11 protein-coding genes are annotated in these 22,018 nt (G+C 71.4%); 2 read left to right on the top strand and 9 right to left on the bottom strand.

What is annotated here, in order from left to right; all coding sequences use genetic code 11:
* Positions 1-4: 4 nt before the first annotated feature.
* The 5 genes from ACZ404_RS24760 to ACZ404_RS24780 form a co-directional block, all read right to left on the bottom strand.
* A complete protein-coding gene (locus ACZ404_RS24760; protein ID WP_468443376.1) occupies positions 5-1,603 on the bottom strand; it encodes an acyl-CoA carboxylase subunit beta in 1,599 nt (532 codons plus the stop codon).
* A complete protein-coding gene (locus tag ACZ404_RS24765; RefSeq protein ID WP_468443378.1) occupies positions 1,600-3,276 on the bottom strand; it encodes an acyclic terpene utilization AtuA family protein in 1,677 nt (558 codons plus the stop codon). The genes ACZ404_RS24760 and ACZ404_RS24765 overlap by 4 nt, the downstream gene beginning before the upstream one ends.
* A complete protein-coding gene (locus ACZ404_RS24770; RefSeq protein ID WP_468443380.1) occupies positions 3,273-4,067 on the bottom strand; it encodes a TIGR03084 family metal-binding protein in 795 nt (264 codons plus the stop codon). Before ACZ404_RS24770 ends, ACZ404_RS24765 begins: the two co-directional genes overlap by 4 nt.
* A 131-nt stretch (positions 4,068-4,198) precedes the next feature.
* The gene (locus ACZ404_RS24775) at positions 4,199-4,927 is read right to left on the bottom strand and encodes a hypothetical protein (RefSeq protein WP_468443382.1); all 729 of its coding nucleotides are present in this window, start codon (positions 4,925-4,927) and stop codon (positions 4,199-4,201) included.
* A 46-nt stretch (positions 4,928-4,973) separates the two neighbouring features.
* A complete protein-coding gene (locus tag ACZ404_RS24780) occupies positions 4,974-12,275 on the bottom strand; it encodes a ricin-type beta-trefoil lectin domain protein (RefSeq protein ID WP_468443384.1) in 7,302 nt (2,433 codons plus the stop codon).
* A gap of 603 nt (positions 12,276-12,878) precedes the next feature.
* Between ACZ404_RS24780 and ACZ404_RS24785 the strand changes: the two genes are divergently transcribed.
* Together ACZ404_RS24785 and ACZ404_RS24790 are read left to right on the top strand one after the other, a co-directional pair.
* Positions 12,879-16,385: a DNRLRE domain-containing protein gene (locus ACZ404_RS24785; protein WP_468443386.1), complete on the top strand. Its 3,507-nt coding sequence runs from the start codon at positions 12,879-12,881 to the stop codon at positions 16,383-16,385.
* A gap of 147 nt (positions 16,386-16,532) precedes the next feature.
* Positions 16,533-17,276 (top strand): class I SAM-dependent DNA methyltransferase, encoded by a 744-nt coding sequence (locus ACZ404_RS24790; RefSeq protein ID WP_468443388.1) that lies wholly within the window; start codon positions 16,533-16,535, stop codon positions 17,274-17,276.
* A 31-nt stretch (positions 17,277-17,307) separates the two neighbouring features.
* Here the strand turns inward: ACZ404_RS24790 and ACZ404_RS24795 are convergent, their stop codons facing one another.
* The 4 genes from ACZ404_RS24795 to ACZ404_RS24810 all read right to left on the bottom strand — a co-directional run bounded on the left by ACZ404_RS24795 (position 17,308) and on the right by ACZ404_RS24810 (position 21,895).
* Positions 17,308-18,285, bottom strand: a complete 978-nt coding sequence (locus tag ACZ404_RS24795) for an EamA family transporter (RefSeq protein ID WP_468443390.1) — start codon at positions 18,283-18,285, stop codon at positions 17,308-17,310.
* 79 nt (positions 18,286-18,364) lie between these two features.
* Entirely contained in the window at positions 18,365-20,311 is a 1,947-nt protein-coding gene (locus tag ACZ404_RS24800) for an ABC transporter ATP-binding protein (protein WP_468443392.1), read from the bottom strand.
* A 115-nt stretch (positions 20,312-20,426) separates the two neighbouring features.
* Positions 20,427-20,558: a hypothetical protein gene (locus ACZ404_RS24805; protein ID WP_468443394.1), complete on the bottom strand. Its 132-nt coding sequence runs from the start codon at positions 20,556-20,558 to the stop codon at positions 20,427-20,429.
* A 215-nt stretch (positions 20,559-20,773) separates the two neighbouring features.
* A complete protein-coding gene (locus tag ACZ404_RS24810) occupies positions 20,774-21,895 on the bottom strand; it encodes a lipid II:glycine glycyltransferase FemX (RefSeq protein ID WP_468443396.1) in 1,122 nt (373 codons plus the stop codon).
* Positions 21,896-22,018 lie beyond the last annotated feature (123 nt).

Raw genomic sequence — 22,018 nt, forward strand, 5'->3', positions numbered from 1 at the left:
AGCCTCACATCCGGAAGACGCCGAAGCCGCCGCGCGCGCCCTCGTAGGGGGCGGTGTGGACGGCGGACAGGCACAGGCCGAGGACGGTGCGGGTGTCGCGCGGGTCGATGACGCCGTCGTCGTACAGCCGCCCGGACAGGAACGTCGGCAGGGACTCCGACTCGATCTGCTGCTCCACCATCGCGCGCAGCGCGGCGTCCGCGTCCTCGTCGTACGGCTGCCCCTTCGCGACCGCCGACTGCCGGGCGACGATCGAGAGCACGCCGGCGAGCTGCTGCGGGCCCATGACGGCCGACTTGGCGCTGGGCCAGGCGAACAGGAAGCGCGGGTCGTAGGCGCGGCCGCACATGCCGTAGTGCCCGGCGCCGTAGGAGGCGCCCATGAGGACGGAGAGGTGGGGCACGCGGCTGTTGCTGACCGCGTTGATCATCATCGCGCCGTGTTTGATGATGCCGCCCTGTTCGTACTCCTTGCCGACCATGTAGCCGGTGGTGTTGTGCAGGAAGAGCAGCGGGATGTCGCGCTGGTTGGCGAGCTGGATGAACTGGGCGGCCTTCTGCGACTCGGCGCTGAACAGGACGCCCTGGGCGTTGGCGAGGATGCCGACGGGGTAGCCGTGCAGGGTGGCCCAGCCGGTGACGAGGCTGGTGCCGTAGAGGGGCTTGAACTCGTCGAAGTCGGAGGCGTCGACGATGCGGGCGATGACCTCGCGGGGGTCGAAGGGGGTCTTCAGGTCGCCGGGGACGATGCCGAGGAGTTCCTCCGGGTCGTGCTCGGGCGGCTCGGCCGGGCCGGGGTCCGGACAGGCCTTGCGGTGGTTGAGGCGGGCCACCACCCGGCGCGCCTGGCGCAGCGCGTCCGGTTCGTCGACGGCGAAGTGGTCGGCGAGACCCGACACGCGCGCGTGCATCTCCGCGCCGCCCAGGGACTCGTCGTCGCTCTCCTCGCCGGTGGCCATCTTCACCAGGGGCGGCCCGCCGAGGAACACCTTCGCCCGCTCCTTGACCATGATCACGTGGTCGGACATGCCGGGCACGTAGGCGCCTCCGGCGGTGGAGTTGCCGAAGACGACGGCGACGGTGGGGATGCCGGCGGCGGACAGCCGGGTCAGGTCCCGGAAGATGGCGCCCCCGGGGATGAAGATCTCCTTCTGGGAGGGCAGGTCGGCGCCGCCGGACTCCACGAGGGAGATGCAGGGCAGCCGGTTGGCGAGGGCGATGTCGTTGGCGCGCAGGGCCTTCTTCAGCGACCAGGGGTTGCTGGCTCCGCCGCGCACGGTCGGGTCGTTGGCGGTGATCAGGCACTCCACACCCTCGACCACGCCGATGCCGGTGACCAGGGAGGCGCCGACCGTGTAGTCGCTGCCCCAGCCGGCCAGCGGGGACAGCTCCAGGAACGGTGTGTCGGGGTCGAGGAGCAGCTCGATGCGCTCCCGGGCGAGCAGCTTGCCGCGCTTTCTGTGCCGTTGGACGTACTTCTCGCCGCCGCCGGCGAGCGCCTTGGCGTGCTCGGCCTCCAGGTCGGCGAGCTTGGCGAGCATGGCCTCGCGGGCGGCGCGGTAGTCCGCGCCGGCGGGGTCCAGGGAGGTGCTGAGAACCGTCACAGGAGGGCCTCCGGGATGTCCAGGTGGCGGGAGCGCAGCCATTCGCCGAGGGCCTTGGCCTGCGGGTCGAAGCGGGCTCCCGAGGCGACGCCCGCGCCGAGGATGCCCTCGACGACGAAGTTGACCGCGCGGAGGTTCGGCAACAGGTGCCGGACGACCGGCAGGTCCCGGGTCTCGGGCAGCAGCTGCCGGAACCTTTCGGCGGTCAGCTCGTGCGCGAGCCACCGCCACGCCTCGTCGTCACGGGCCCAGACGCCGACGTTGGCGTTCCCGCCCTTGTCCCCGCTGCGGGCTCCGGCGACCAGGCCGAGGGGCGCGCGGCGGGTGGGTCCGGTCGGGAGGGGCTCGGGCAGGGCGGGTTCCGGTACGGCGTCCAGGGGCCGGGTGTCCTGGGGCGGCGGCACAGGGACACGCCGTCCGTCGTGGAGGACAGCCACATGGTCTACGGCGCCATGGGGGACGTACACATCCTCGAAGACCCCATAAGGGGCGCCCTTTCCCGGTGGGGACAGCACATGGAATCCCGGGTAGCTGGCCAGCGCCAGCTCCACGGCCGCTCCCGTGAGGGCCCGCCCGACGACCCGCTGGTCGGGGTCCCGTACGACGAGCCGCAGCAGGGCGCCGGCGGTCTCCTCGGTGTCGGCGTCGGCGTGGTCGGTGCGGACCAGGTCCCAGCGCACCTCGGCGGGCGGCGACTTGGCGAGCGCGTCGGCCAACTGCTCGCGCACCAGGGCGGCCTTGGCCTCGATGTCGAGCCCGGTGAGGACGAAGACGACCTCGTTGCGGAACCCGCCGAGCCGGTTGACCCCGACCTTGAGCGCCGGCGGCGGCGCCTCCCCGCGCACCCCGGTGATCCGCACCCGGTCGGGCCCGTCCTGGCCGAGCCGTACGGTGTCCAGCCGGGTGGTGACGTCGGGGCCGAGGTAGCGGGCGCCGGCGGTCTCGTAGAGCAGCTGGGCGGTGACGGTGCCGACGTCGACGAAGCCGCCGGTGCCGGGGTGTTTGGTGATGACGCTGCTGCCGTCGGCGTGGATCTCGGCGAGCGGGAACCCCGGGCGGCGTACGTCGCCCTCCCGGAAGAAGGCGTAGTTCCCGCCGGTCGCCTGCGCCCCGCACTCCAGCACGTGCCCGGCGACGACGGCGCCCGCGAGCCGGTCGTACTCCCCCGGCCGCCAGCCGAAGTGGGCGGCGGCGGGCCCGCTGACGAGCGCCGCGTCGGTCACCCGACCGGTGATCACCACGTCGGCCCCGGCGCGCAGGCACTCGGCGATGCCGAAGCCGCCGAGGTAGGCGTGGGCGGCGAGGGCGCCGGGGTGAGCGGCGGTGAGGTCGTCGCCCTCGACGTGGGCGACACGGACGGGGACGCCGAGCCGCTCGGCCAGCTCCCGCACGGCGTGGGCGAGCCCGGCCGGGTCGAGGCCGCCGGCGTTGGTGACGATCCGCACCCCGCGCTCCTGGGCGAGGCCGAGGCAGTCCTCCAGCTGGCGCAGGAAGGTACGGGCGTATCCGGCGGCCGGGTCCTTCAGGCGGTCGCGGCCGAGGATGAGCATGGTGAGTTCGGCGAGGTAGTCGCCGGTGAGGACGTCGACCTCGCCGCCGGTGAGCATCTCGCGCAGGGCGTCGGAGCGGTCGCCGTAGAAGCCGGAGAAGTTGCCGATGCGCAGCGGATTCACCGGGCGGCCCCCTGCGGCGGGCGGCCGGTGCCGGGCGGTCCCGCGAAGGCCTGCGCGATGTCGAGCCAGCGGTCGGCGTCCGGTCCCTCGGCACGGACGGCGAGGTCGGCGCGGTGGGCGCGCTGGGTGACGAGGAGGCAGAAGTCGAGGGCGGGCCCGGTGACACGCTGGCGGGCGTCTTCGGGGCCGTGGGCCCACAGCGCGCCGGAGGGCGCCACGACCTCGACCCGGAACTCCTCCGCCGGCACGGGCAGCCCCCGCAGGCCGAAGGCGAAGTCCCGCGCCCGCACCCCGATGCGGACCACATGCCGAAGCCGGTCGGTGGGTGTTCTCGCCACCCCGAGTGCGTCTGCCACGTCCTGGCCGTGGGCCCAGGTCTCCATGAGCCGGCCGGTGGCCATGGAGGCGGCGGACATGGGTGGCCCGAACCAGGGGAAGCGGGACCCGTGCGGGGCCGCCCGCAGCGCGGTGTCCAGCGCGGCCCGCCCTGCGCGCCACCGCTCCAGCAGCTCGGCGGCCGGGACGCGGGCGCCTTCCTCGGCGGCCTCGTCCACGAACGACTCGGGCGCCGTGAGCGCCTTCCGGACGACCTCGAGGAAGGCCCCCTGGTCCGTGACGGCGAGCAGGGCGGCCCGGTCGGTCCAGTGCAGATGGGCGATCTGGTGGGCGATGCTCCAGCCCGGCGCGGGCGTCACCAGCCCCCACCGCTCCTCGCTCAACCCGCCTACCAGCCGGTCGAGTTCTTCGCTTTCCTCACGCAGATCGTCAAAGACGGGCGTCGGCTCGGACATGGCAGGGAGCATGGCAGCGGCGCCGAAAACAATCAAGCATGCTTGCATGAATTTCTGCCCAGGAGCACCGACGGAACCAGCCCTCCGCCGGTGACCGGCGGAGGGCTGGTGGGGGCCTGCGGCGTACGCGGCTACGCGTGGTACAGCACCCTGACCACCATCGTCTCGGGCGGCAGCGCGTCCAGATAGTCGTTGAACCATCGGCGGTGGTCCGGCCCGCCGCACTCGACCCACCGGCCGTCCAGTGTGAGCAGGGCGACGGTGGGCAGGGCCTCCGCGACGCGGTCCGCCACGAACGCCTCACGGTCGGGGCCGAAGAACTCGATCGGGTCGTAGGTGAACCGTTCGTCCAGCTCCGGGTCCTCGAGTACGGCCCGGATCAGCGGCTGCGCGGCGTACTCGGCCCGGGCGCGCTGCTCGGGGTAGCCGACCGGGTCCCGGTACGCCCGGCCGAGGTAGTGGCTGCTGGACAGGGCCGGCGGGTGGCCGGCGGCGAACCGGGCCCAGTCGTCCCACCGCCGGGCTGCCTCCTGCCCGGCCGCCTGACGGTCGGTGTCGAGGTCGAGCAGGGCCCGGGGCCCGCCGTGGCAGCGGTCCCGGGGCAGCTCCTCGGACGACTCGGTCCACTCGTCGTACCGGACCAGCCGGGGGTCGTCCTCGTGGCCGGGGAGCACCGCGAAGGGGCAGTTGGCCCCGGAGACGAACCAGTGGTCCCACTCGCCCACCCAGTCGGGGTGCGGTCTGTCCTCGCGGTCGTAGGAGTACGGCGCCATGGCCTCCCCGATCGCCCGGTGCAGGGCGTCGGGGTCGGCAGGATCGCTGGGTGGTGGGACGCAGACGGTGATCCGCTGTTTTGCCATGGCTGTGTGTCTCGCGATGTCGTCGGGGCGGGCGAGGGGCGGGGGCTCAGGCGCTCGGTGGCGGCCCGCACTGGACCACCACATCGTCGCATCCGCGCTCCAGGGTCTTCATGCCCTCCCAGATCCAGAGCAGGTCACCGAGGGCGCCCGCGCCGCCGAGCAGCTTTCCGCCGAGGCGGCCGCCGGTGCCCCGCTTTCCGCCGCCCTCACCCTCGCCTTCGCCGGTGGCACGGGGGGTGCCCGCACCTATGCCGCCCGCGCCCTTGACGCCGCCCGAGATATGGGTGTCGAAGATCGTCTCACCGGCTGCCCCGGTACCGGGGTAGATCACACGGACGTTGGCGTTTCCGACGAACCGGTCCGCGACCGCCTGGGCCTGTTCGAGGCTGTTGGCGACGAACACCACGTTCTGCGCCTGTTTCTTGCCGAGGGGGTCCATCTTGTTCCTGACCGTCTTCTCGATGTCGTCGACGGTTTCCGCGTCGTAGCCGCGTTTGGACTCGTTCGCGTCCCATGTCGTGACGCTGACGATCTTTCCGTTCTTCCAGGTGACCTTGATGAAGTCGGCGGTGGCGCCGGCGGCCCGGTGGTTGCCGTTGGCGTCGTGCACCAGGCCCTTGTCCTTGATGACGCCGTTGGACTCGTCCTGCCAGAAGTACTCGCTGCCGTTGCCGGTCTTCGCGTCGTAGTACTGCAGTCCGATCCGGAGGTCCTCGTTCATGTACTGGATGGCCACACGCTCGGACTGGTTCTTGCCGGCCGCACCCACCGTGTGGGGCACACCCCGGTCGTCGTAGAAGACCCGCCTTTCGCCGGTCTTGGTCTTGACCGTCTGCTCCGTCAGCGCGTTCTGGGGCTTGACCTCCTCCTTCTTCATGCCGATGATCCGGCCGCCACGGCAGATGGCGGTGCCCTCCCAGCACTCGATGGGCTGGAGGCCGTCCGGGTCGCTCTTGGTGACGGGGTTGTTGTTCGCGTACGCGTACCCGTTGATCTGCAGCGGATCGGCGAAGTCCACCATCGGGTCGGCGGACAGGAAACGCCCGGTGGACTGGTCGTACTCGCGTGCGCCCAGGTGGGTCAGACCCGATCCGGTGTCGTCGATGCCGGCGGCCAGGTACGAGCGGGTGGTCGGCCACGAAACGGCCCGGGTGCCGCGGACCTCCCCGAAGGGCTTGAAGGCGCGCCGGGTGACCGGCTGGCCGTCCTTCAGTTCGACGGCGGTGGTGGCGGTGCCGACGGTGTCGCTCAGCAGGACGCTGAGATGGTGGGTGGAGCTGCCGTAGTTGCTGACCCGGACCACCGTGGGCGCGCCGGGGTGCTGGTAGGAGCGGCTGGCCTTGACGAAGCTGCCGTTCGGGTCGGTGGTGACCTCGGTCTCACCGAGGAAGAGGGTGGTCGCGGCAGCGGACTTGCGCAGCACCCGGTTTCCGCTCGCGTCGTAGACATACGTGGTCTTGTCGGCGAGCGACCACTGCTGGGCGGTGGAGGTGGCGGCGCAGGTCGCGACCTGGAGGTCCGTGCCGTCGGCGTCGGTGCCGCCCGGGACGACCACGCACTTGCCCGTGGCCGCGTTCAGCAGCGTCTTGTCGGCACGGAGGGTGAACTTCTGCGCGGTGCCGCCGTCGCACGTGGCCAGCTGGACCAGGGTGCCGTTGACGGTGGCGCACTTGCCGCCCGCGCGGAGGGTGCCGCCCGTGACGGACCAGTTCTGGGCCGTGGTGGTGTTGCAGCGGTAGAGCTGGATCGGGGTGCCGTCGGCTGTCCCGGCGCCCTGCACGTCCATGCACTTGCCGCTCAGACCGACCAGGGGGGCGGCGCCGTCGCCGATGCCGGTGACCGTGGTGAGCTTGTTCTCGGCGTTCCATGCGAGGCTCTGGTCACCCCCGGCGAGGTGGCGGTCGGTCATGTTGCCGGTGGCGTCGCTCACGTAGCCGGCATCCGTACCGGTGGGGCGGTCGACGCCCGCGAGGATGTGCGGCTGGACCAGCTTGGGCTCGGAGGTTCCGTTGCCGGTGACGAGCTTGCCGTACTGGTACCGGTACGTGGCGTCGAGTGCCGCGTTGCCGGGGGCGTGCTCGGTGAGAGCGGCCCGGTTGCCGATGTCGTCGTAGGTGAAGGACTGCCAGTACGAGGCCGCGGTGGTGGCCACGGTGTTCTTGTCCGGTGCCGCCGTGTCGAGCGAGGCCTGCAGCGCGGCGTCGGGCGACGTGGTGTCACCGGGGTCGTCGGGTGCCTCGGCGACGGGACCGGCCGAGCTGTGGCCGTCGGAGTCGTAGCCCCAGGTGGTGCCGTTGGCCGACTTGCAGCCCGCGCTGCTCGCCCCGGCCAGGGACGAGGTCCAGGCGTGGACCAGCTCACCGAGGTAGTCGTAGGTGAAGCACTGGTTGTCCCAGGCGGAGGTGGTGCCGCTGGTCTCCTTGCGCGCGGCGGAGGTGACGTTGCCCGCCTGGTCGTAGGAGTAGTACGAGTCGGAGATGCGGTGGGAGTCGGCGGTCTCCCGGTCCCAGACCGTGCGCTGGAGGCGGCCGGTCTCCTGGTCGATGAAGTTGGTCGTCCACACCCGGTACGGCTCCGGACCGCTGACGGTGCGCAGCGGTTCCCCGTACGGCGAGTAGGTGACGTCCGAGGTGTACCAGTCCAGACCGGAGGTGGACGTGGGCAGGCCGTCCGCGTCGTACCGGGTGATGACCTTCTCGGCGGCCAGGCCGCCGACGGCCGGCACGTCGACCGCGAGCTGCCTGCCGCTGCGGGTGTAGGTGTAGCTGTACTTGTAGGTGCCGGCCAGGTTCTTCCCGGCCCCGGAGGGCACGACGATCTCGCGGGCCGTGGCCCGGTACTCGCTGTCGTAGGCCGTGATGCGGTCGACGTAGTCGCCCGTGGCGTCGTGGCGCGTGGAGCTGACCAGCTTGCCGAGCGCACCGGCCATGTCGTACTCGAAGCTCTTCACGGGCGTGGCGGTCTTCGACCCCAGGCGCACCGCGACGGTACGGCCGATCTCGTCGTACTCGGTGTAGGTGGTCTGCTGGCGGGAGTTGGTCGCGCTGGTCTGGCGGCCGTCGTCGTCGTACGTGAAGGACGCGTCACCGATGTCGGGGTCGGTGGCGGAGGCCAGCAGCCCGCGGGCGTTGTAGGTGTAGGTCCAGTTGTTGCCGGCGTCGTCCGTGATCTGGGTGCGGTTGCCGCGGGCGTCGTAGGAGTACTTGGTGGTACGCCACTGGTCCTGGGCGCGGTTGGTGGAGTGGTCGATGCGGGTGACGCGCCCGCGGGCGTCGGTGTAGGTGCGCACTGCGGGCGTGGCGCCGCCGTGGGGATAGGAGATGGTCCAGTTGTCGCCGTACTCCATCTCGTCGTAGTAGACCGGGACGCCGCTGTGCAGCGTGGTACGCACCACCGGCCTGCCGAGACCGTCGTACGTGCTGCGCACGAGGCTGGGCACGAGCGAGTCGCTCACCCGCTTGAACTGCCCGGTCTCCGGTGCACCCTTGGCGAGGTAGCTGCCGGTCTGCTCGTAGACCTGGCCGTGGTCGTCGTAACGGGTGTCGGTGATGATCCGGCCGGGGCCGTGGGCGTCCGCCTGGGTCTGGACCGGGCGCATCAGCCCGTCGTAGACGGTGACCTGCTTGCTGTAGCTGACGCCGTCGTCCTTCAGGGTGCGCACCGTGACGGCGGTGGGCTTGGTGACGGTCGGCGTGGCGGTGGCCATCTGGTAGTCGATGATCACGTCGGGCGCGTCGCCGGCCGCGGAACTGCCGGCCGACCAGCCCTTGGTCAGGCGGCCGAAGGCGTCGTACTCCATGCGCGAGACATGGCCGTTGGTGTCGGTGACGGACAGTGCCACACCGCGGCCGGGGTCGTACGCCGTGGTCGAGGAGTGTCCCTTGGCGTTGATCTTCTTGACCGCCGTGACCGGGCCGCCGGTGTCACCGGGTGTGTACTCGGTCCGCTCGATGTGGCCCATCGGGTCCTTGACGGCGATGACGCGGCCGAGGGGGTCGAAGGTGTTGGTGGTGACGATGGAGTAGGCGGTGCCGGCGTCGTTGAGGGTGGCGGTGCTGGTCGCCATGCCCTTGGTCGGCGCGTCGCCCCACGCGTGGTTGTCGTAGCTGGTCCGCACGCCGGACATCACCTCGGTCGCCGGGTCGGCGGTCGCCGCCGAGGCACAGGAGGTGGCGGTGGTCCTGATCTGCTTGGGCAGGACCAGGTTGGCCGCCTCGCCGGCGACGTAGTCGGTGGTCACGCAGGTGCGGTCGCTGAGGGACTCGCCCCCGGAGCCGTCGGGCTTCACCACCGCGGTCTCGACCTGGACGGGCAGGCCGTAGGTGTCGTCGACCGTGGTGCTGGTGCGTACGCCCTGCCAGCTGTCGCCGAGGGTCTGCAGGGTGTCACTGCGCGCGTATCCGCTGCGGTGGGCGGTGAGCGGCGGCAGGCCGCCGTCGCGGTCGCGGGACGCGGTCTGTTTCGACCAGGGCCGGTTGAGGACACGGCCGGCGACCTTCCCGCCGGTGCCGGTGTAGGTGATGCTCTCGGCGACCATGCCGGCGTACTGCGGGGCGTCGTCGTCGACGAGGGTGACGGTGCCGGTCGAGTCCTTGACCGCGCCGCCCGTGCCCAGGAAGTAGCGGGTGACCGCGTAGGACTGGGTCTGCGGCCGGCCGGGGGCGGGGGCGGTCTTGGCGCCGCGCGCGGTGGCCACCTGACGGTAGCCGCGCCACTCGCTGTAGGTGCGCAGCGCCGGCTTGGTGAACTCGTCGTCGCTCTTGCCCCAGCCCGCTCCGGAATAGGTGTACCGGGTGGTCATGCGCTGGGAGACACCGGTGATCCGGTCGGTCTCGGTGACGGTGTCGACCACGTACTTGTTGAACCAGGCGAGGGCGGGCTTGTCCTCCTCGGCGTCCGGTGACCAGTGGACGGGGAAACAGGTGCCGTGGTTGTCCTCGGGCTTGACGGTGGGCTGGACGCGGCAGCCCCCCGCGTAGGTGACCTCGATGTCGCCGCCGTGCTCGGTCGAGACGGCGCCGATGCGCGGGCGGGTGAAGCCGGGGCGCGGATCGTCGCTGCTTCTGGGGACGAGGTTGGGCAGCTGCTTGTCCTTGAGGTACTTCCGCAGCGGGTGGGTGCTGTCGGAGCCGACCACGTACGGCTGGAAGCTGACGCCGGAGGAGGTCAGCAGGGTGCCCTGGGAGTCACCGGGGCGGTAGCCGTAGCGCTCGATGGAGTTGAGCCACAGGCCGGGCGAGGTGTCGTACCAGTCGCGCGGAAAGGACTGCTTGAGCGTGTAGGTGTCGACCTTGGAGAGCCCGGAGGTCCCGGGGCGCTGGGCGTAGGTGGTGATGCCGCCCAGGCGCAGCCGGTTCCAGAAGGACGGGAAGGCGGGGCACAGCTTGGAGGTCGACTTGCAGTTGAGGTTGCCGGGGCTGTCCCACCAGGGGCGGTAGGCGGCCGGGTCGTCGGTCTTGTCGAAATTGTCCGCGTCACAGACGGTGGCGTCCTGCAGGCAGCGCTGCTGGAGCAGGAAGTCGACCCTGGCGGCCGGGGTGGCGCCCAGGGAGCCCTCGCGCAGGCCGTACTCGATGGAGTCGGGCAGGCCACCGCGGTAGTACTTCTCCGGGGACTTGAACTTCTTGTCCACGGCGTAGTAGTTCGCCGACCGATGCCAGTTGACGATCATGACGTTGCCGTTCACGTCGACGACCTTGTCCAGGCCCCAGTGCCAGGCCTGCTGCTTGTTGGTGTCGGAGTTGCAGCGGGACTCGGCGAACGTGGCGGCGTGGCAGGGCTCCCCGGGGTGGTTGCCGAAGACGGGGACGGTGAAGACCGACTGGGTGTCGGAGTGGCCGCCGCCGATCTTGTTCAAGCCGTAGTAGTAGACGGTTCCGTCCCGCTTGGTGACGACCCAGTACTCGCCGTTGTTGTCGTCGTTGTCGCCACCCGTACGCAGCTCCACGCGGGTGCCGTCGTCGGACTGCGGGCGGTAGACGTTGCTCGTGCCGACCCGCACGAGTTCGGTGGTCGCGCCGCCGAACGACATCACGGCGTTGTACGACACCCAGCACAGGTCGGAGGTCTTGTCCTTCTTGGCGGTGTTGTTGGGGGCGCCGGCGTCCGTGGTCTCTCGATCGTCCTTGCAGGTGCGGTAACGGCGCTCGATGTAACCGGGGTTGTAGTCCCAGCCCTCCCCGATCCACGACGCCTGCGGCGAGGAGGTCGAGGTCTTGGCGTCGACGGACTGGGAGTTGTAGTCGAGGGAGATCTCGGGAACGGGACCGGCCGGGGTGGGCGGCACCTTGACGGGGTACGACCAGCTGAAGGCGCCCGAGGACCCGCCCGCCGCCCACTTGCCGTCGGTCTCCAGCGGCGTGGCCTTGAAGGAACCGCCTTCTCCGGTGCCGGAGTCCACGGCTCCGATGACGGCCTTGTCGCCGCCGGCGGCGATCGGCACGGCACCGGTCCGGGGGGCACCGGCGTTTGTGCGGTGGACGGCCTGCGTCACGGCCGGCCCGGAAGGGGCGGAGGGAGTACTGGGCGCCACGGCGGGGGTGACCGTACCGTCGGCGGCGGTGTCGACGGTGGCGGTGATGGTCCTGCCGTGGGTGTCGTTGTCGGTCTCCAGCTCCTCGTACCTGTTGCACTCCTCCAGGTCGGGGGTGGTCAGGTAGCACTCCGGGAACTGGACGAACGTCAGGCGGGAGGCCCAGTCGGCCCCGTAGAGGTTCTGGTACGCCTTGTAGTCGAGCTGGACGGAGACAGGCACGGAGCCGGAGGCCGGGGCGGTCACGGTGACCACGGGGCCGTCGACACCCTGGGAGGGTGCTTCCTGACGGCCGTAGAGCTTGACGGCCCACGTGCCCGTGGGTGCCTGGGCCCCCTGGGCCGGGCCGAGCCGCACCGGAAGGGTGCCGGCCGTCTCGAGGTCGGCCTGCCGGACGTACGCGGCGCTCCGGACGGTGGCGCCGGCGGCGCTCCCGGCAGTGGTGCGGATCGCGGGCCGCAGCGCCGGGCCGGTGGCCGTCCGGGCAGCGGCCTGAATGGCGGCCCGGCCGGCGGTCTGGGTGGCGGTCTGGGTGGCCGGATCTCCGAAGGAGACCGTCCCGTCGCCGGCGGGCGGCGCCGTGGTCGTGCCGGCCGGTGCCTGCACCTGGTCCGTGGGCGGTTCGGCGTCGATGCTGTCCAGGTCGGCGTTGCGCGTGGAGCCGGCGACGAGCGGCTCGTCGGGCAGGTCCACCAGGGACACGTCCTCGCGCGGCACCTCGGCCTTGGCCGGATCCGGCGGCAGGGCGAAAGCCTGCGCGGGCAGGAGCGTGACGAGCAGCGCAGCGCCCAGCGCGGACACCACGCCGGCGCGCACACGTCGTGGTCCGCGGCGCGCGGCAGGCAGGAATGCAGGCACGAAGAGGGTCCCCCCGAACGGCAGTCGGCGACATCCGGTCAGGGCACGGATGTCGCCAGTGAACGGGCCGATTCTGTGGGGCGACTGTGAAGAAACTCCAGATCATGAGTGACGACGTGATGGTGATCACGTCAGCAAAGTGGAACGTTTCCGTTCGAGGGGCGGGATAGCGCACCACAGGCGTCACACACGAACAAGGGCAGGGATCAAGGGACATGACGATCCCTTGGGGCTTCTTTCAGGCCACATGTCTTCAAATCGGCGCGCCAAATGCGCCGTTGCGATGCGGTACGGGTCAAGTCGTCCCGCGGCACGGATGCCGCGCGCCGTCGGACCGCGCGCCGCCACCCGTCCGGACAACGCACGGGCACCGCGCGCGGTTCCCCGCCGCCGGGCGTGACGGTCGACCCGGCGTGAGCCATCATCTGCTCACATTCGTCACACCCGGATCCGGACGCCTCGAGGCACCGGCCGCCTGCCCGTGCCCGCGTGACACGCCACGGGAACGCGGCCGGTGCACAGTCCCGGACCGGTTCTCCCAGGGGGAAGGGAACCTCGCTCATGCCGAGCAGCTGGCGCCGTATGCCAGGGCGCCGATCACTCGCGGCCGTCGTGGCCGCCTTCGTCGTGGCCTCCGGCCTCACCTGGGCCGGACTGAGCGGCCAGGACGGGCCTGCTCCCGCCCACGGGCGACCCGCCGCCGGCCGGCATGCGCCGCTGAGCGAGACGGACGCGGCGGTACGGGCCCGGAGGACCGGCAGGGCCGTCGAGGCGACGGCGATGCGCACGCCCTACTCCACGACGTGGGCCGGGCCCGACGGGCAGCTGTGGCGCCGCATCCACGCCACCCCGGTCCGGGCGAAGGCCGACGGCGTGTGGAAGGCCGTCGACCCGGACCTGGCGCGAGTTCCGGGCGGCTGGTCCCCCAAGGCGACCAACACCCACATGGTGTTCTCCGGCGGCAGCGCCGCACACGGCACGCGGGCGAACCGCGCGGGCGTGCGGCGGGTGTCCCTGCTGCCCGCCGCCGCGCCGGCTGCCGCGGACTCCGCAACGGCGGCGGGCAACCCGTTGGTCACGCTCGCCGTCGACGGCCACGACATCGTGCTGACCTGGCCGGACGCGATACCGCAACCGGTCATCGACGGTCCGCGCGCGCTGTACCCGGAGATCCTGCCGGGCGCCGATCTCGTCCTCACCGCGGCCGACGGCGGGTTCTCGCAGCTGCTGGTGGTCAAGACCCGCGCGGCGGCGGCCGATCCCCGGGTGGCCCGGCTCGCCTACGGCCTGTCCTCGCCGACTCTGTACTTCAAGCTGGATCCGGTCACGGGCATCGTCACCGCGGCCGACTCCGCGGACCACGACATCGCCGAATCACCGACCCCCCTGATGTGGGACAGTGCCGGCACCCCCACGGTCACCGACGGCCAGGGCGGCTCGAGCGCGTCCCCGACCGCCCCGGAGGTGATCCCCTCCGACTCCCCCGCCGGGTCCGACGACCCGGACGAGTCGTCCTCGGCCTCGCCCGAGCCGTCGGACACGATGATCGACGACGACCAGGGAGACGAGTTCCACGAGGTGCTGCCGGACGCCACCGACGAGGCGGCCGATCCGTCGGCCACCACCGGGACCGATGCCTCCGCGCCGCCCGAGCCGTCGCCCGAGCCGACCCACACGGGCAGCTCGGCCACCCTGTCCCTGCCCGGCATCAACGGTCCGCAGCCCGACTCCCACGGGACGCTGGTCGACAGCGATCTGGACGACGGCGACTGGGTGCTGACACCCGACCAGGACTTCCTGACCGACCCCTCGACGGTCTACCCGGTCTTCATCGACCCGTCGGTCAAGAAGCACACCAACGACTGGACGACGGCCTACAGCCGCCACCCCCACGCGTCGTTCTACAACGGCAAGAACTTCAACAAGGGCGGCACCGACGAGGCACGGGTCGGCTTCGAGTCCGACACCTGGGGCACCTCGCGCTCCTTCTTCAGCATCGACTGGGACCCGGACCTCAAGGGTGCGACCGTGGAGAGCGCCAAGCTGCACGCGCTCGAGACGTACTCCTGGTCGTGCAGCGCGCGCACGATGACCGTGCATCTGACCGGCCCGATCAGTTCGAAGACGAACTGGAAGAACGCCCCGGCGATGACCAGCGGCAACAAGATCGGCGGCGCGAGCTTCGCGCACGGCTGGAAGTCCGGCTCCTGCCCGGACGAATACGTCGCCTTCGACGTCAAGGACAGCGCCAAGAAGGCCGTCGCGGGCGGCTGGTCGACGATGACGATCGGCTTCAAGGCCGCCGACGAGCACTCGCAGTACTCGTGGAAGAAGTTCGCGGCCAACGGCGGCAACGACCCGTACGTCGACCTGGCGTACAACCGTCCACCGGCGGCCCCGTCCCGCCTCGACCTCGACCCCGACCTGAGGTGTGACACCACGAGCCCCTACCTCAACGTCGGCGCCTCCTCGCTCACCTTCTGGGGCGACAGCAGCGACAAGGACGGCAACCTGGCCTCCCTCCACTTCGAGTTGTGGCCCACCGGAGGCAGCACCACCAGCCTCCTGGGCAGCAAGGGCCGGGTGTCGGTGGGCAGCCAGACCGGCTCGGCGCGGGTGCACACCGACCCCTTCCCCACGGGCAGCGGCACCGGCGGGCTGAAACTGGTCAACGGCACCACCTACTCGTGGCGCGCCAAGGCCTTCGACAAGTTCGGGGCCACCTCGGGCTACGCGCCCTCCAAGACGCCGTGCCGGTTCGTCTTCGACAGCCAGCGGCCGTCCCCGCCGACGGCCTCTTCGACACAGTTCCCCGACGCGGATGCCAAGGACAACGGGTTCAACAACGACACGGAGGACGCGGCCTGGAGCGCCGTGAAGTTCGGCACGGCCGGCAGCTTCACCTTCCGCGCCCGCCAGACCGACGTCGTCCGCTTCGAGTACGGCTTCAACCAGGCCTCGTACCCCTTCTCCGTGTCCCGCACGAACGGTGCGGCCACGTCGACGACGACCACGGTCTCCGGGGTGAAGCCGCCGCTGGCCGGACCGAACGTCCTGTACGTGCGGGCGGTGGACGACGCCGGCAATGTCTCGGCCCCGCTGAAGTACTTCTTCTACGTCACTCCCCGCGACAAGGCCGACGCACCCGGCGACTTCACCGGGGACGCGCTGCCCGACCTGATGGTCGTGGACGGCAACGGCAACCTGCGGCTGTACCCCTCGGAGAGCACCAAGGACCTGCTCAAGGGTTCCGGCGACCTGGACTACTCCATGTCGGGCGCCTACCGCGCCAACCCGGAGAAGGACCCCAACGGCGACGACGGCCTGCCCGCCTTCGCCTCGGCCCCGTCCGGTTACTGGAAGAACACCCTGATCACCCATCTGGGTGATGTCTACGGCGGCGACGGGCTCCAGGACCTGGTGGCCGTCCGGGAGGGCGCCCTGTGGGTCTACCCCGGAGACGGATACGGCGCTGTCGACATCGACCGACGCCAGCGGATCCTGCTGCCCTCGAACGCGCCCGACCCGGCAACCATCAGCCAGATCGTGTCGGCGGGTGACGCGACGGGCGACGGGTTGCCCGACCTGTTCGTCACCGTCGGCGACGCCTTCTGGGCCCTGGTCGGTTACAACGGTGCGTCGGTGCAGCAGGCGGTACGGCTGTCGGGCTCGGCCTGGACGGATCGCGACATCGTCACCGTGCAGGACATCACCGGCGACGGCGTCACCGACCTGGTCTACCGCAGCGACGCCTCGGGCCGCCTGCTGCTGCGCACCGGCAAGCCGGGCGCCTCGAACGGCGTGGACCTGGTCTCGCTCGGCTCGGCGGCCAACTCCGCCAAGGGCGTGGACGACCAGTACGGCGCCTCGGGCTGGTCCAGTACGAGCATCCGCTTCCTGATGGGCACGCCGGACGCCAACGGCGACGGAATTCCGGACATCTGGACCCTGCGGACAGACGGATCCGTCCGGTTCTACGCGGGCTCGCGCACCGAGTTGCAGGGCTCGGGCACCGAGATCGTCAGCAACAGCGGCGGCGGCTGGAAGTACAAGATGGCCATCGGCTGACCGTCGCCGGGCTCGCCCCGCCGGATCCGTCCGGCGGGGCGAGTCGCGCGGGACCCGCCCTCGCCCGGCCCGAGCGACCCGCGCCTTCCCGCGCCCGCTGCCGGAAATTCGGGCGCGCCGGCGCGTTGCTCCCCGTACGGTCGACGGATGCTCGATGAGGACGGTTACTTCGGAGAGTCCGTCGCGACGACGTACGACGAGTCGGCGGCGGAGATGTTCGACCCCACGGTCGTGGACCCGGCCGTCGAGTTCCTGGCGGAGCTGGCGGGTGAGGGCGGCCGGGCCCTGGAGTTGGGGATCGGCACCGGGCGGATCGCGCTGCCGCTGGCGGCGCGTGGGGTCGAGGTGCACGGGGTCGATCTGTCGCGGGCCATGGTGGAGCGGCTGCGGGCCAAGCCGGGCGGTGACGCGATCGGCGTGACCGTCGGGGACTTCACCACGGCACGGGTGGAGGGTGGCTTCTCCGTCGCCTACCTGGTGTTCAACACGATCATGAACCTGACCTCCCAGGATGCCCAGGTGGACTGCTTCCGCAACGCGGCGGCCCATCTGGAGCCGGGCGGCTGCTTCGTGGTCGAGGTCATGGTGCCCGACCTGCGCCGGCTGCCGCCCGGGCAGGACGCGGTGCCGTTCCGGGTGGACGGGGAGCGGCTGGGCTTCGACCTGTACGACGTGGCGACGCAGGCCATGAGCTCGCACCATGTGCGTGTGGTGGACGGCCACGCCACCCACCTTTCCGTCCCGTTCCGGTACGTCTGGCCGGCCGAGCTGGACCTGATGGCGCGGCTGGCCGGGCTGCGGCTGCGTGAGCGGTGGGAGGGCTGGACGCGGGAGCCGTTCACGAGCGAGAGCCGGCAGCACGTGTCGGTGTGGGAGAAGCCGGCCCGGTGAGCCCGCCCCCGGACGTGGTGCGTCAGGTGCGTCAGGCGTCCGGGGCGGCCCGCACGCGTCGGGCCCTGCCGCCGCCGACCTGGGTGCGCACCGCGCCGATGCTCGCCGCGATGACCAGGGCGATCGCGGCCGCCTCCGCGACGGAGAGGGCCTGGCCGAGGATCAGGAAGCCGGCCGTGGCCGCGAGGGCCGGTTCCAGGCTCATGAGAATGGCGAAGGTGGACGCGGGCAGGCGGCGCAGGGCCAGGAGTTCCAGGGTGTAGGGCAGGACCGAGGAGAGCAGCGCCACCGCCGAGCCGAGCGCGACGGTGGTGGGGTTCAGCAGACGGTGGCCGGCGTCGGCGATGCCCAGGGGCAGGATGAGGAGGGCCGCGACCGCCATGGCGAGGGCCAGCCCGTCCGCCTGGGGGAAGCGGCGGCCCGTACGGGCACTGAAGACTATGTAGGCCGCCCACATGGCGCCGGCGCCCAGGGCGAAGGCGACACCCAGGGGGTCGAGATCACTGAAGCCTCCTCCGCCGAGCAGGAAGACGCCCGTCAGGGCGAGACCCGCCCAGAGTGCGTTGATCGCGCGGCGGGAGGCGAGGACGGACAGGGTGAGCGGCCCGAGGACCTCGAGGGTGACCGCGGGGCCCAGCGGGATGCGGGCCACCGCCTCGTAGAAGAGGCCGTTCATCGCGCCCATGGTGATGCCGAAGACGACCACCGTGCCCCAGTCGGTGCGCGAGTGGCCGCGCAGCCGGGGGCGGCAGACCAGGAGCAGCACCACGGCCGCCGCGATGAGCCGCAGGGTGACGACGCCGAGCGCGCCGGCACGCGGCATCAGGGTCACCGCGAGCGCCCCGCCGAACTGGACGGAGACCCCGCCGGCCAGCACCAGCCCGACGGGGCCGAACGAGCCGAGGCGGCCGCGCCCTCCGGCACGGGCGACCGGGGTCGGCGTGGCGGGGCTCGAGGTACGGGGGGTGACGCTCACGGTGGGTCCTGCCGCTCGATCGACTGCGTTCATCACGATGCACTGGCAGGTTCAGGGTAATGACCTTAGACAGGTGCGTAAATCCTTTATGCCACTGTCCCACATGGTGACATCATCCGCCGGGCCAGACCTCCTCGTCGCGGAAGAGCGGGCGGCCGTCGGACAGGTGCGAGGGCACGGTGCCGTAGTCCGCGTACCCGGGAGCCTGTGCGTAGACCGGCGTCGGCGCCGGCGCCCTGGGGTGCTCCTGCCACAGCGGCATGCGCAGCTCGGCCGTGTCCATCGCCGCGTTGTTCTGCGAGCGGTGCAGCCGCGCGTACGCCCCGCCCCGGGCGAGCAGCTCCTCGTGGCGGCCGGTCTCGACGATCCGGCCGCGGTCGACGACCAGGATGCGGTCGGCGTCCGGGGCAAGGTTCAGATCGTGGGTGATCATGATGGTCGTACGGCCCGTCATCAGCCGGCGCAACGGCTTGACCACGCGTCGGGCGGCCATCGCGTCCAGCCCGGTGGTCGGCTCGTCCAGGACCAGGACGGGTGCGTCGCGCAGAATGGCGCGGGCGATGGCCAGGCGCTGGAGCTGGCCGCCGGACAGGCGGGCCGAGTGGGGGTCGACCTCGGTGTCGTAGCCGTCGGGGAGGCGGACGATGAAGTCGTGCGCGTCGGCCGCCCGCGCCGCCTCCTCGATCGCCCGGTCGCTGGCGCCGGGCCGGCCGCAGGCGATGTTGGCGCGCACCGTGTCGTGCAGCACCAGGGTCTCCTGCGGGAGGAGGGTGACGTACGCGCGCAGGCGGGCCAGCGGGAAGTCGCGCAGCGGCACGCCGTCCAGGAGGACCTCGCCCGCCTCCGGGTCGTAGAAGCGGAGCAGGAGCTTGGAGACCGTGGACTTTCCGGCGCCACTCGGGCCGGTGACGATGACGAGCTCGCCGGGGTTGACGGTGAAGGACAGGTTCTCCAGGGCGGCACGGTCGGCGCCCGGGTAGCGGAAGGAGACGCCCCGGACCTCGACGGTGCCGTCCGGGCGGCCGGCCTCGGTGCCGCGCGGGGGGTCGGTGACCGAGGGGGCGACGTCCAGGATCTCGATGAGCCGCTCGGCGCCCGCCGTGGCCGCGGTCACCGTGAGGCCGAGCTGGGCGAGGCCGCGCACCGGCGGGTAGAGGTAGCCGAGGAACGCGGCGAAGGCGAGCAGTTGGCCGAGGGTCATCCGGCCGGTGGAGATCTCCCAGGCGCCGATGCCGATCACAGCGAGCACGCACACGGTCTCGATGATCTGGACGAGCTGCTCGTACGCCTCGTTCAGGCGGGTGGAGCGGACGGAGGCGCGGAACCAGGCGTTCGCCTCCTCGCGCAGCCGCCGGCGTTCGGCGTCCCGCCGGTCGTACGCCTGGGTCAGCACGATGTTGCCGAGGGACTCCTCGACGACGGAGGTGATCGCGCCGTCGGCGACCCGGCCCTCGCGGGAGACGTCCTTGATGGCGCCGGAGAAACGGCGGGCGGCCAGCCAGAACAGAGGCGCGAGGACGAAGGTGGCGGCGGCCAGGTCCCAGCGCAGCCAGAACGCGGCGGCCGCGTAGAACAGCGCCGAGAAGGCGGCCGAGGCGGCACCGACCAGGCCGGACACGACCATGGTCTCGATCGCCTCGACGTCGCCGGTCAGCCGGGAGAGCAGATCGCCCTGGCGGTGGCGCTGGAAGAAGTGCGGGGGCAGCTGCTGGACATGGTCGAAGACGTGTTCGCGCAGCCGCATCACGAACCGCTCGGTCGCCCACGCGGCGAGGGAGTTGCCCGCGTACGCGACGGCCGCGCCGACCACCGCGACGCCCAGCCACTTCACGGCCGGGGCCCAGAACGCGCCGAGCGAGCCCTTCGCCAGGGCGTGGTCGGTGAGGTCGCCGAAGAGCAGGACGGCCTCGGTCTCGGCGAGCGCGGAGACGACCGTGCACAGCCAGACGAGGAGCAGCCACTTCCTGAGGCCCTTCGTCAGCGGCCAGAAACGGCGGAACGCTGTCCGGGCGGGAATGGTGGGGGTTCCGTACTCGAATTCGTCACCCTCGTCAGTCATCGGATTTCCTCCCGGACAACCGTGTTGAATGCCGCGCTCGAACGAACGACTTTTCCGAATGAAAGGCAAAAGGGGTCGACGATGCACCGTCGACCCCTTCGCGGTCAGCCCCGGATCAGTGGTCGTGACCGGGCAGCGGCTTGGGCAGCGGCTTGTGCGCGTGCTTCTTCGGCTTCGGCTTCGGCGGCGGCGGAAGCTGCTTCGACTTGGGCTTGGGGGGCAGCGGGGCAAGCTTCTTGAAGCTCATTTCCGACTCCTGGTTCTTAGCAGTTCTGTGGTCCGGGAATTCCGCGTCCGGCGTTCCCGACACCAAAGAAACTACACGCCACCAGGGCGCGCGAACGGTAAAAAAGGCAAAGGGGTGCTGTGAGAACCTGGGATTACCTGAGCGGTTCCTGAGGGACGCCGCCGAACCTGAGAATTCTCTTGTGAAGCTGGGAGCCGGCTTGCGAAACGGGGGGCTCAGCGCCGGGAGAGATAGACGCCCAGCGCCTTGTGGAGCAGTCGGTTGAGCGGAAAGTCCCATTCGCCCAGATACTCGACGGCCTCGCCGCCGGCGCCCACCTTGAAGCGGAGCAGACCGAGCAGGTGGTCGGACTCCTCCAGGGTGTCGGCGATGCCCCGGAAGTCGTAGACGTGGGCGCCGAGTTCGTGGGCGTCGCACATCATCCGCCACTGCATGGCGTTGTTCGGCTGCACCTCGCGCTTGCGGCTCGTGGAGGCGCCGTAGGAGTACCAGACATGGCCGCCGACGATCAGCATGGTCGCCGCGGCCAGGACGTCGCCGTCGTGGTGGGCGAGGTACAGCCGCATGCGGTCGGGGTCCTCGGCGGTGAGCGCCGTCCACATGCGCTGGAAGTACGGCAGCGGGCGCGGCACGAACCGGTCGCGCTCGGCGGTCTCGCGGTAGAGCTCGTAGAAGACGGGCAGGTCCTCGTAGCCCCCGCGGACGACCTTGACGCCCGCCTTCTCCGCCTTCTTGACGTTGCGCCGCCACTGCTGGTTGAGGCCGCGCCGGACGTCCTCCAGCGACCGCCCGGCGAGCGGCACCTGGCAGACGTACCGGGGCTGTCCGGCGGCGAAGCCGTCCTCGCCGCCCGGCTCGGCCCGCCGCCAGCCCATGCGGCGCAGCCGCTCGGCGAGTTCACCGGCGCGCGGGTCGTACGACGTCGGCTCCGCGTCGCGCAGCCGGTGCGCGTCCGGGTCGGCGATCGCCGCCTTGACCGCCTCGGGGCTCCACCGCCGCACCACCACGGGCGGCCCCATCTTCACGGAGAACGCGCCCCGCCTCCTCAGGTGGGCCAGCATCGGCTCCAGCCACCGCTCCGGATCCGGGGCGTGCCACTCGATGACCGGCCCTTCGGGCAGGTACGCCAGGTAGCGCCGCACCCGGGGCAACGGCCGCAACAGCACCAGCCCCACCCCCACCAGCCGCCCACCCTGCTCGAACCACCCCAGGCTCTCCGCCTCCCAGTGCGGCTTCACGTCCCCCCACGACGGCACCTGCATATGACTGACCGAGGGCGAGGAGGCCACGAACGCGAGGTGCTCGGCACGGCTGATGGGGCGGAGGCTGAGGGGCATGCGCGGAGCTCCTTCACGAGTGCCGGTCCGGCCACCCTACGAAGCCTGCCCTGCTGCCCCTGGGACTGCGAACCCGCAGGGCTCGCGTGTCCGCCGCCCGGCGTAGCGCAGGGGGTGGGAGGA

The organism is Streptomyces sp. NPDC030798, from assembly GCF_055572275.1.

Excerpts from the sequence above, each read along its gene's own strand:
- ACZ404_RS24770 (WP_468443380.1), bottom strand. The coding sequence starts at position 4,067 with ATGTCCGAGCCGACGCCCGTCTTTGACGATCTGCGTGAGGAAAGCGAA.
- ACZ404_RS24775 (WP_468443382.1), bottom strand. The coding sequence starts at position 4,927 with ATGGCAAAACAGCGGATCACCGTCTGCGTCCCACCACCCAGCGATCCT.
- ACZ404_RS24785 (WP_468443386.1), top strand. The coding sequence starts at position 12,879 with ATGCCGAGCAGCTGGCGCCGTATGCCAGGGCGCCGATCACTCGCGGCC.
- ACZ404_RS24790 (WP_468443388.1), top strand. The coding sequence starts at position 16,533 with ATGCTCGATGAGGACGGTTACTTCGGAGAGTCCGTCGCGACGACGTAC.
- ACZ404_RS24795 (WP_468443390.1), bottom strand. The coding sequence starts at position 18,285 with ATGAACGCAGTCGATCGAGCGGCAGGACCCACCGTGAGCGTCACCCCC.
- ACZ404_RS24800 (WP_468443392.1), bottom strand. The coding sequence starts at position 20,311 with ATGACTGACGAGGGTGACGAATTCGAGTACGGAACCCCCACCATTCCC.
- ACZ404_RS24805 (WP_468443394.1), bottom strand. The coding sequence starts at position 20,558 with ATGAGCTTCAAGAAGCTTGCCCCGCTGCCCCCCAAGCCCAAGTCGAAG.
- ACZ404_RS24810 (WP_468443396.1), bottom strand. The coding sequence starts at position 21,895 with ATGCCCCTCAGCCTCCGCCCCATCAGCCGTGCCGAGCACCTCGCGTTC.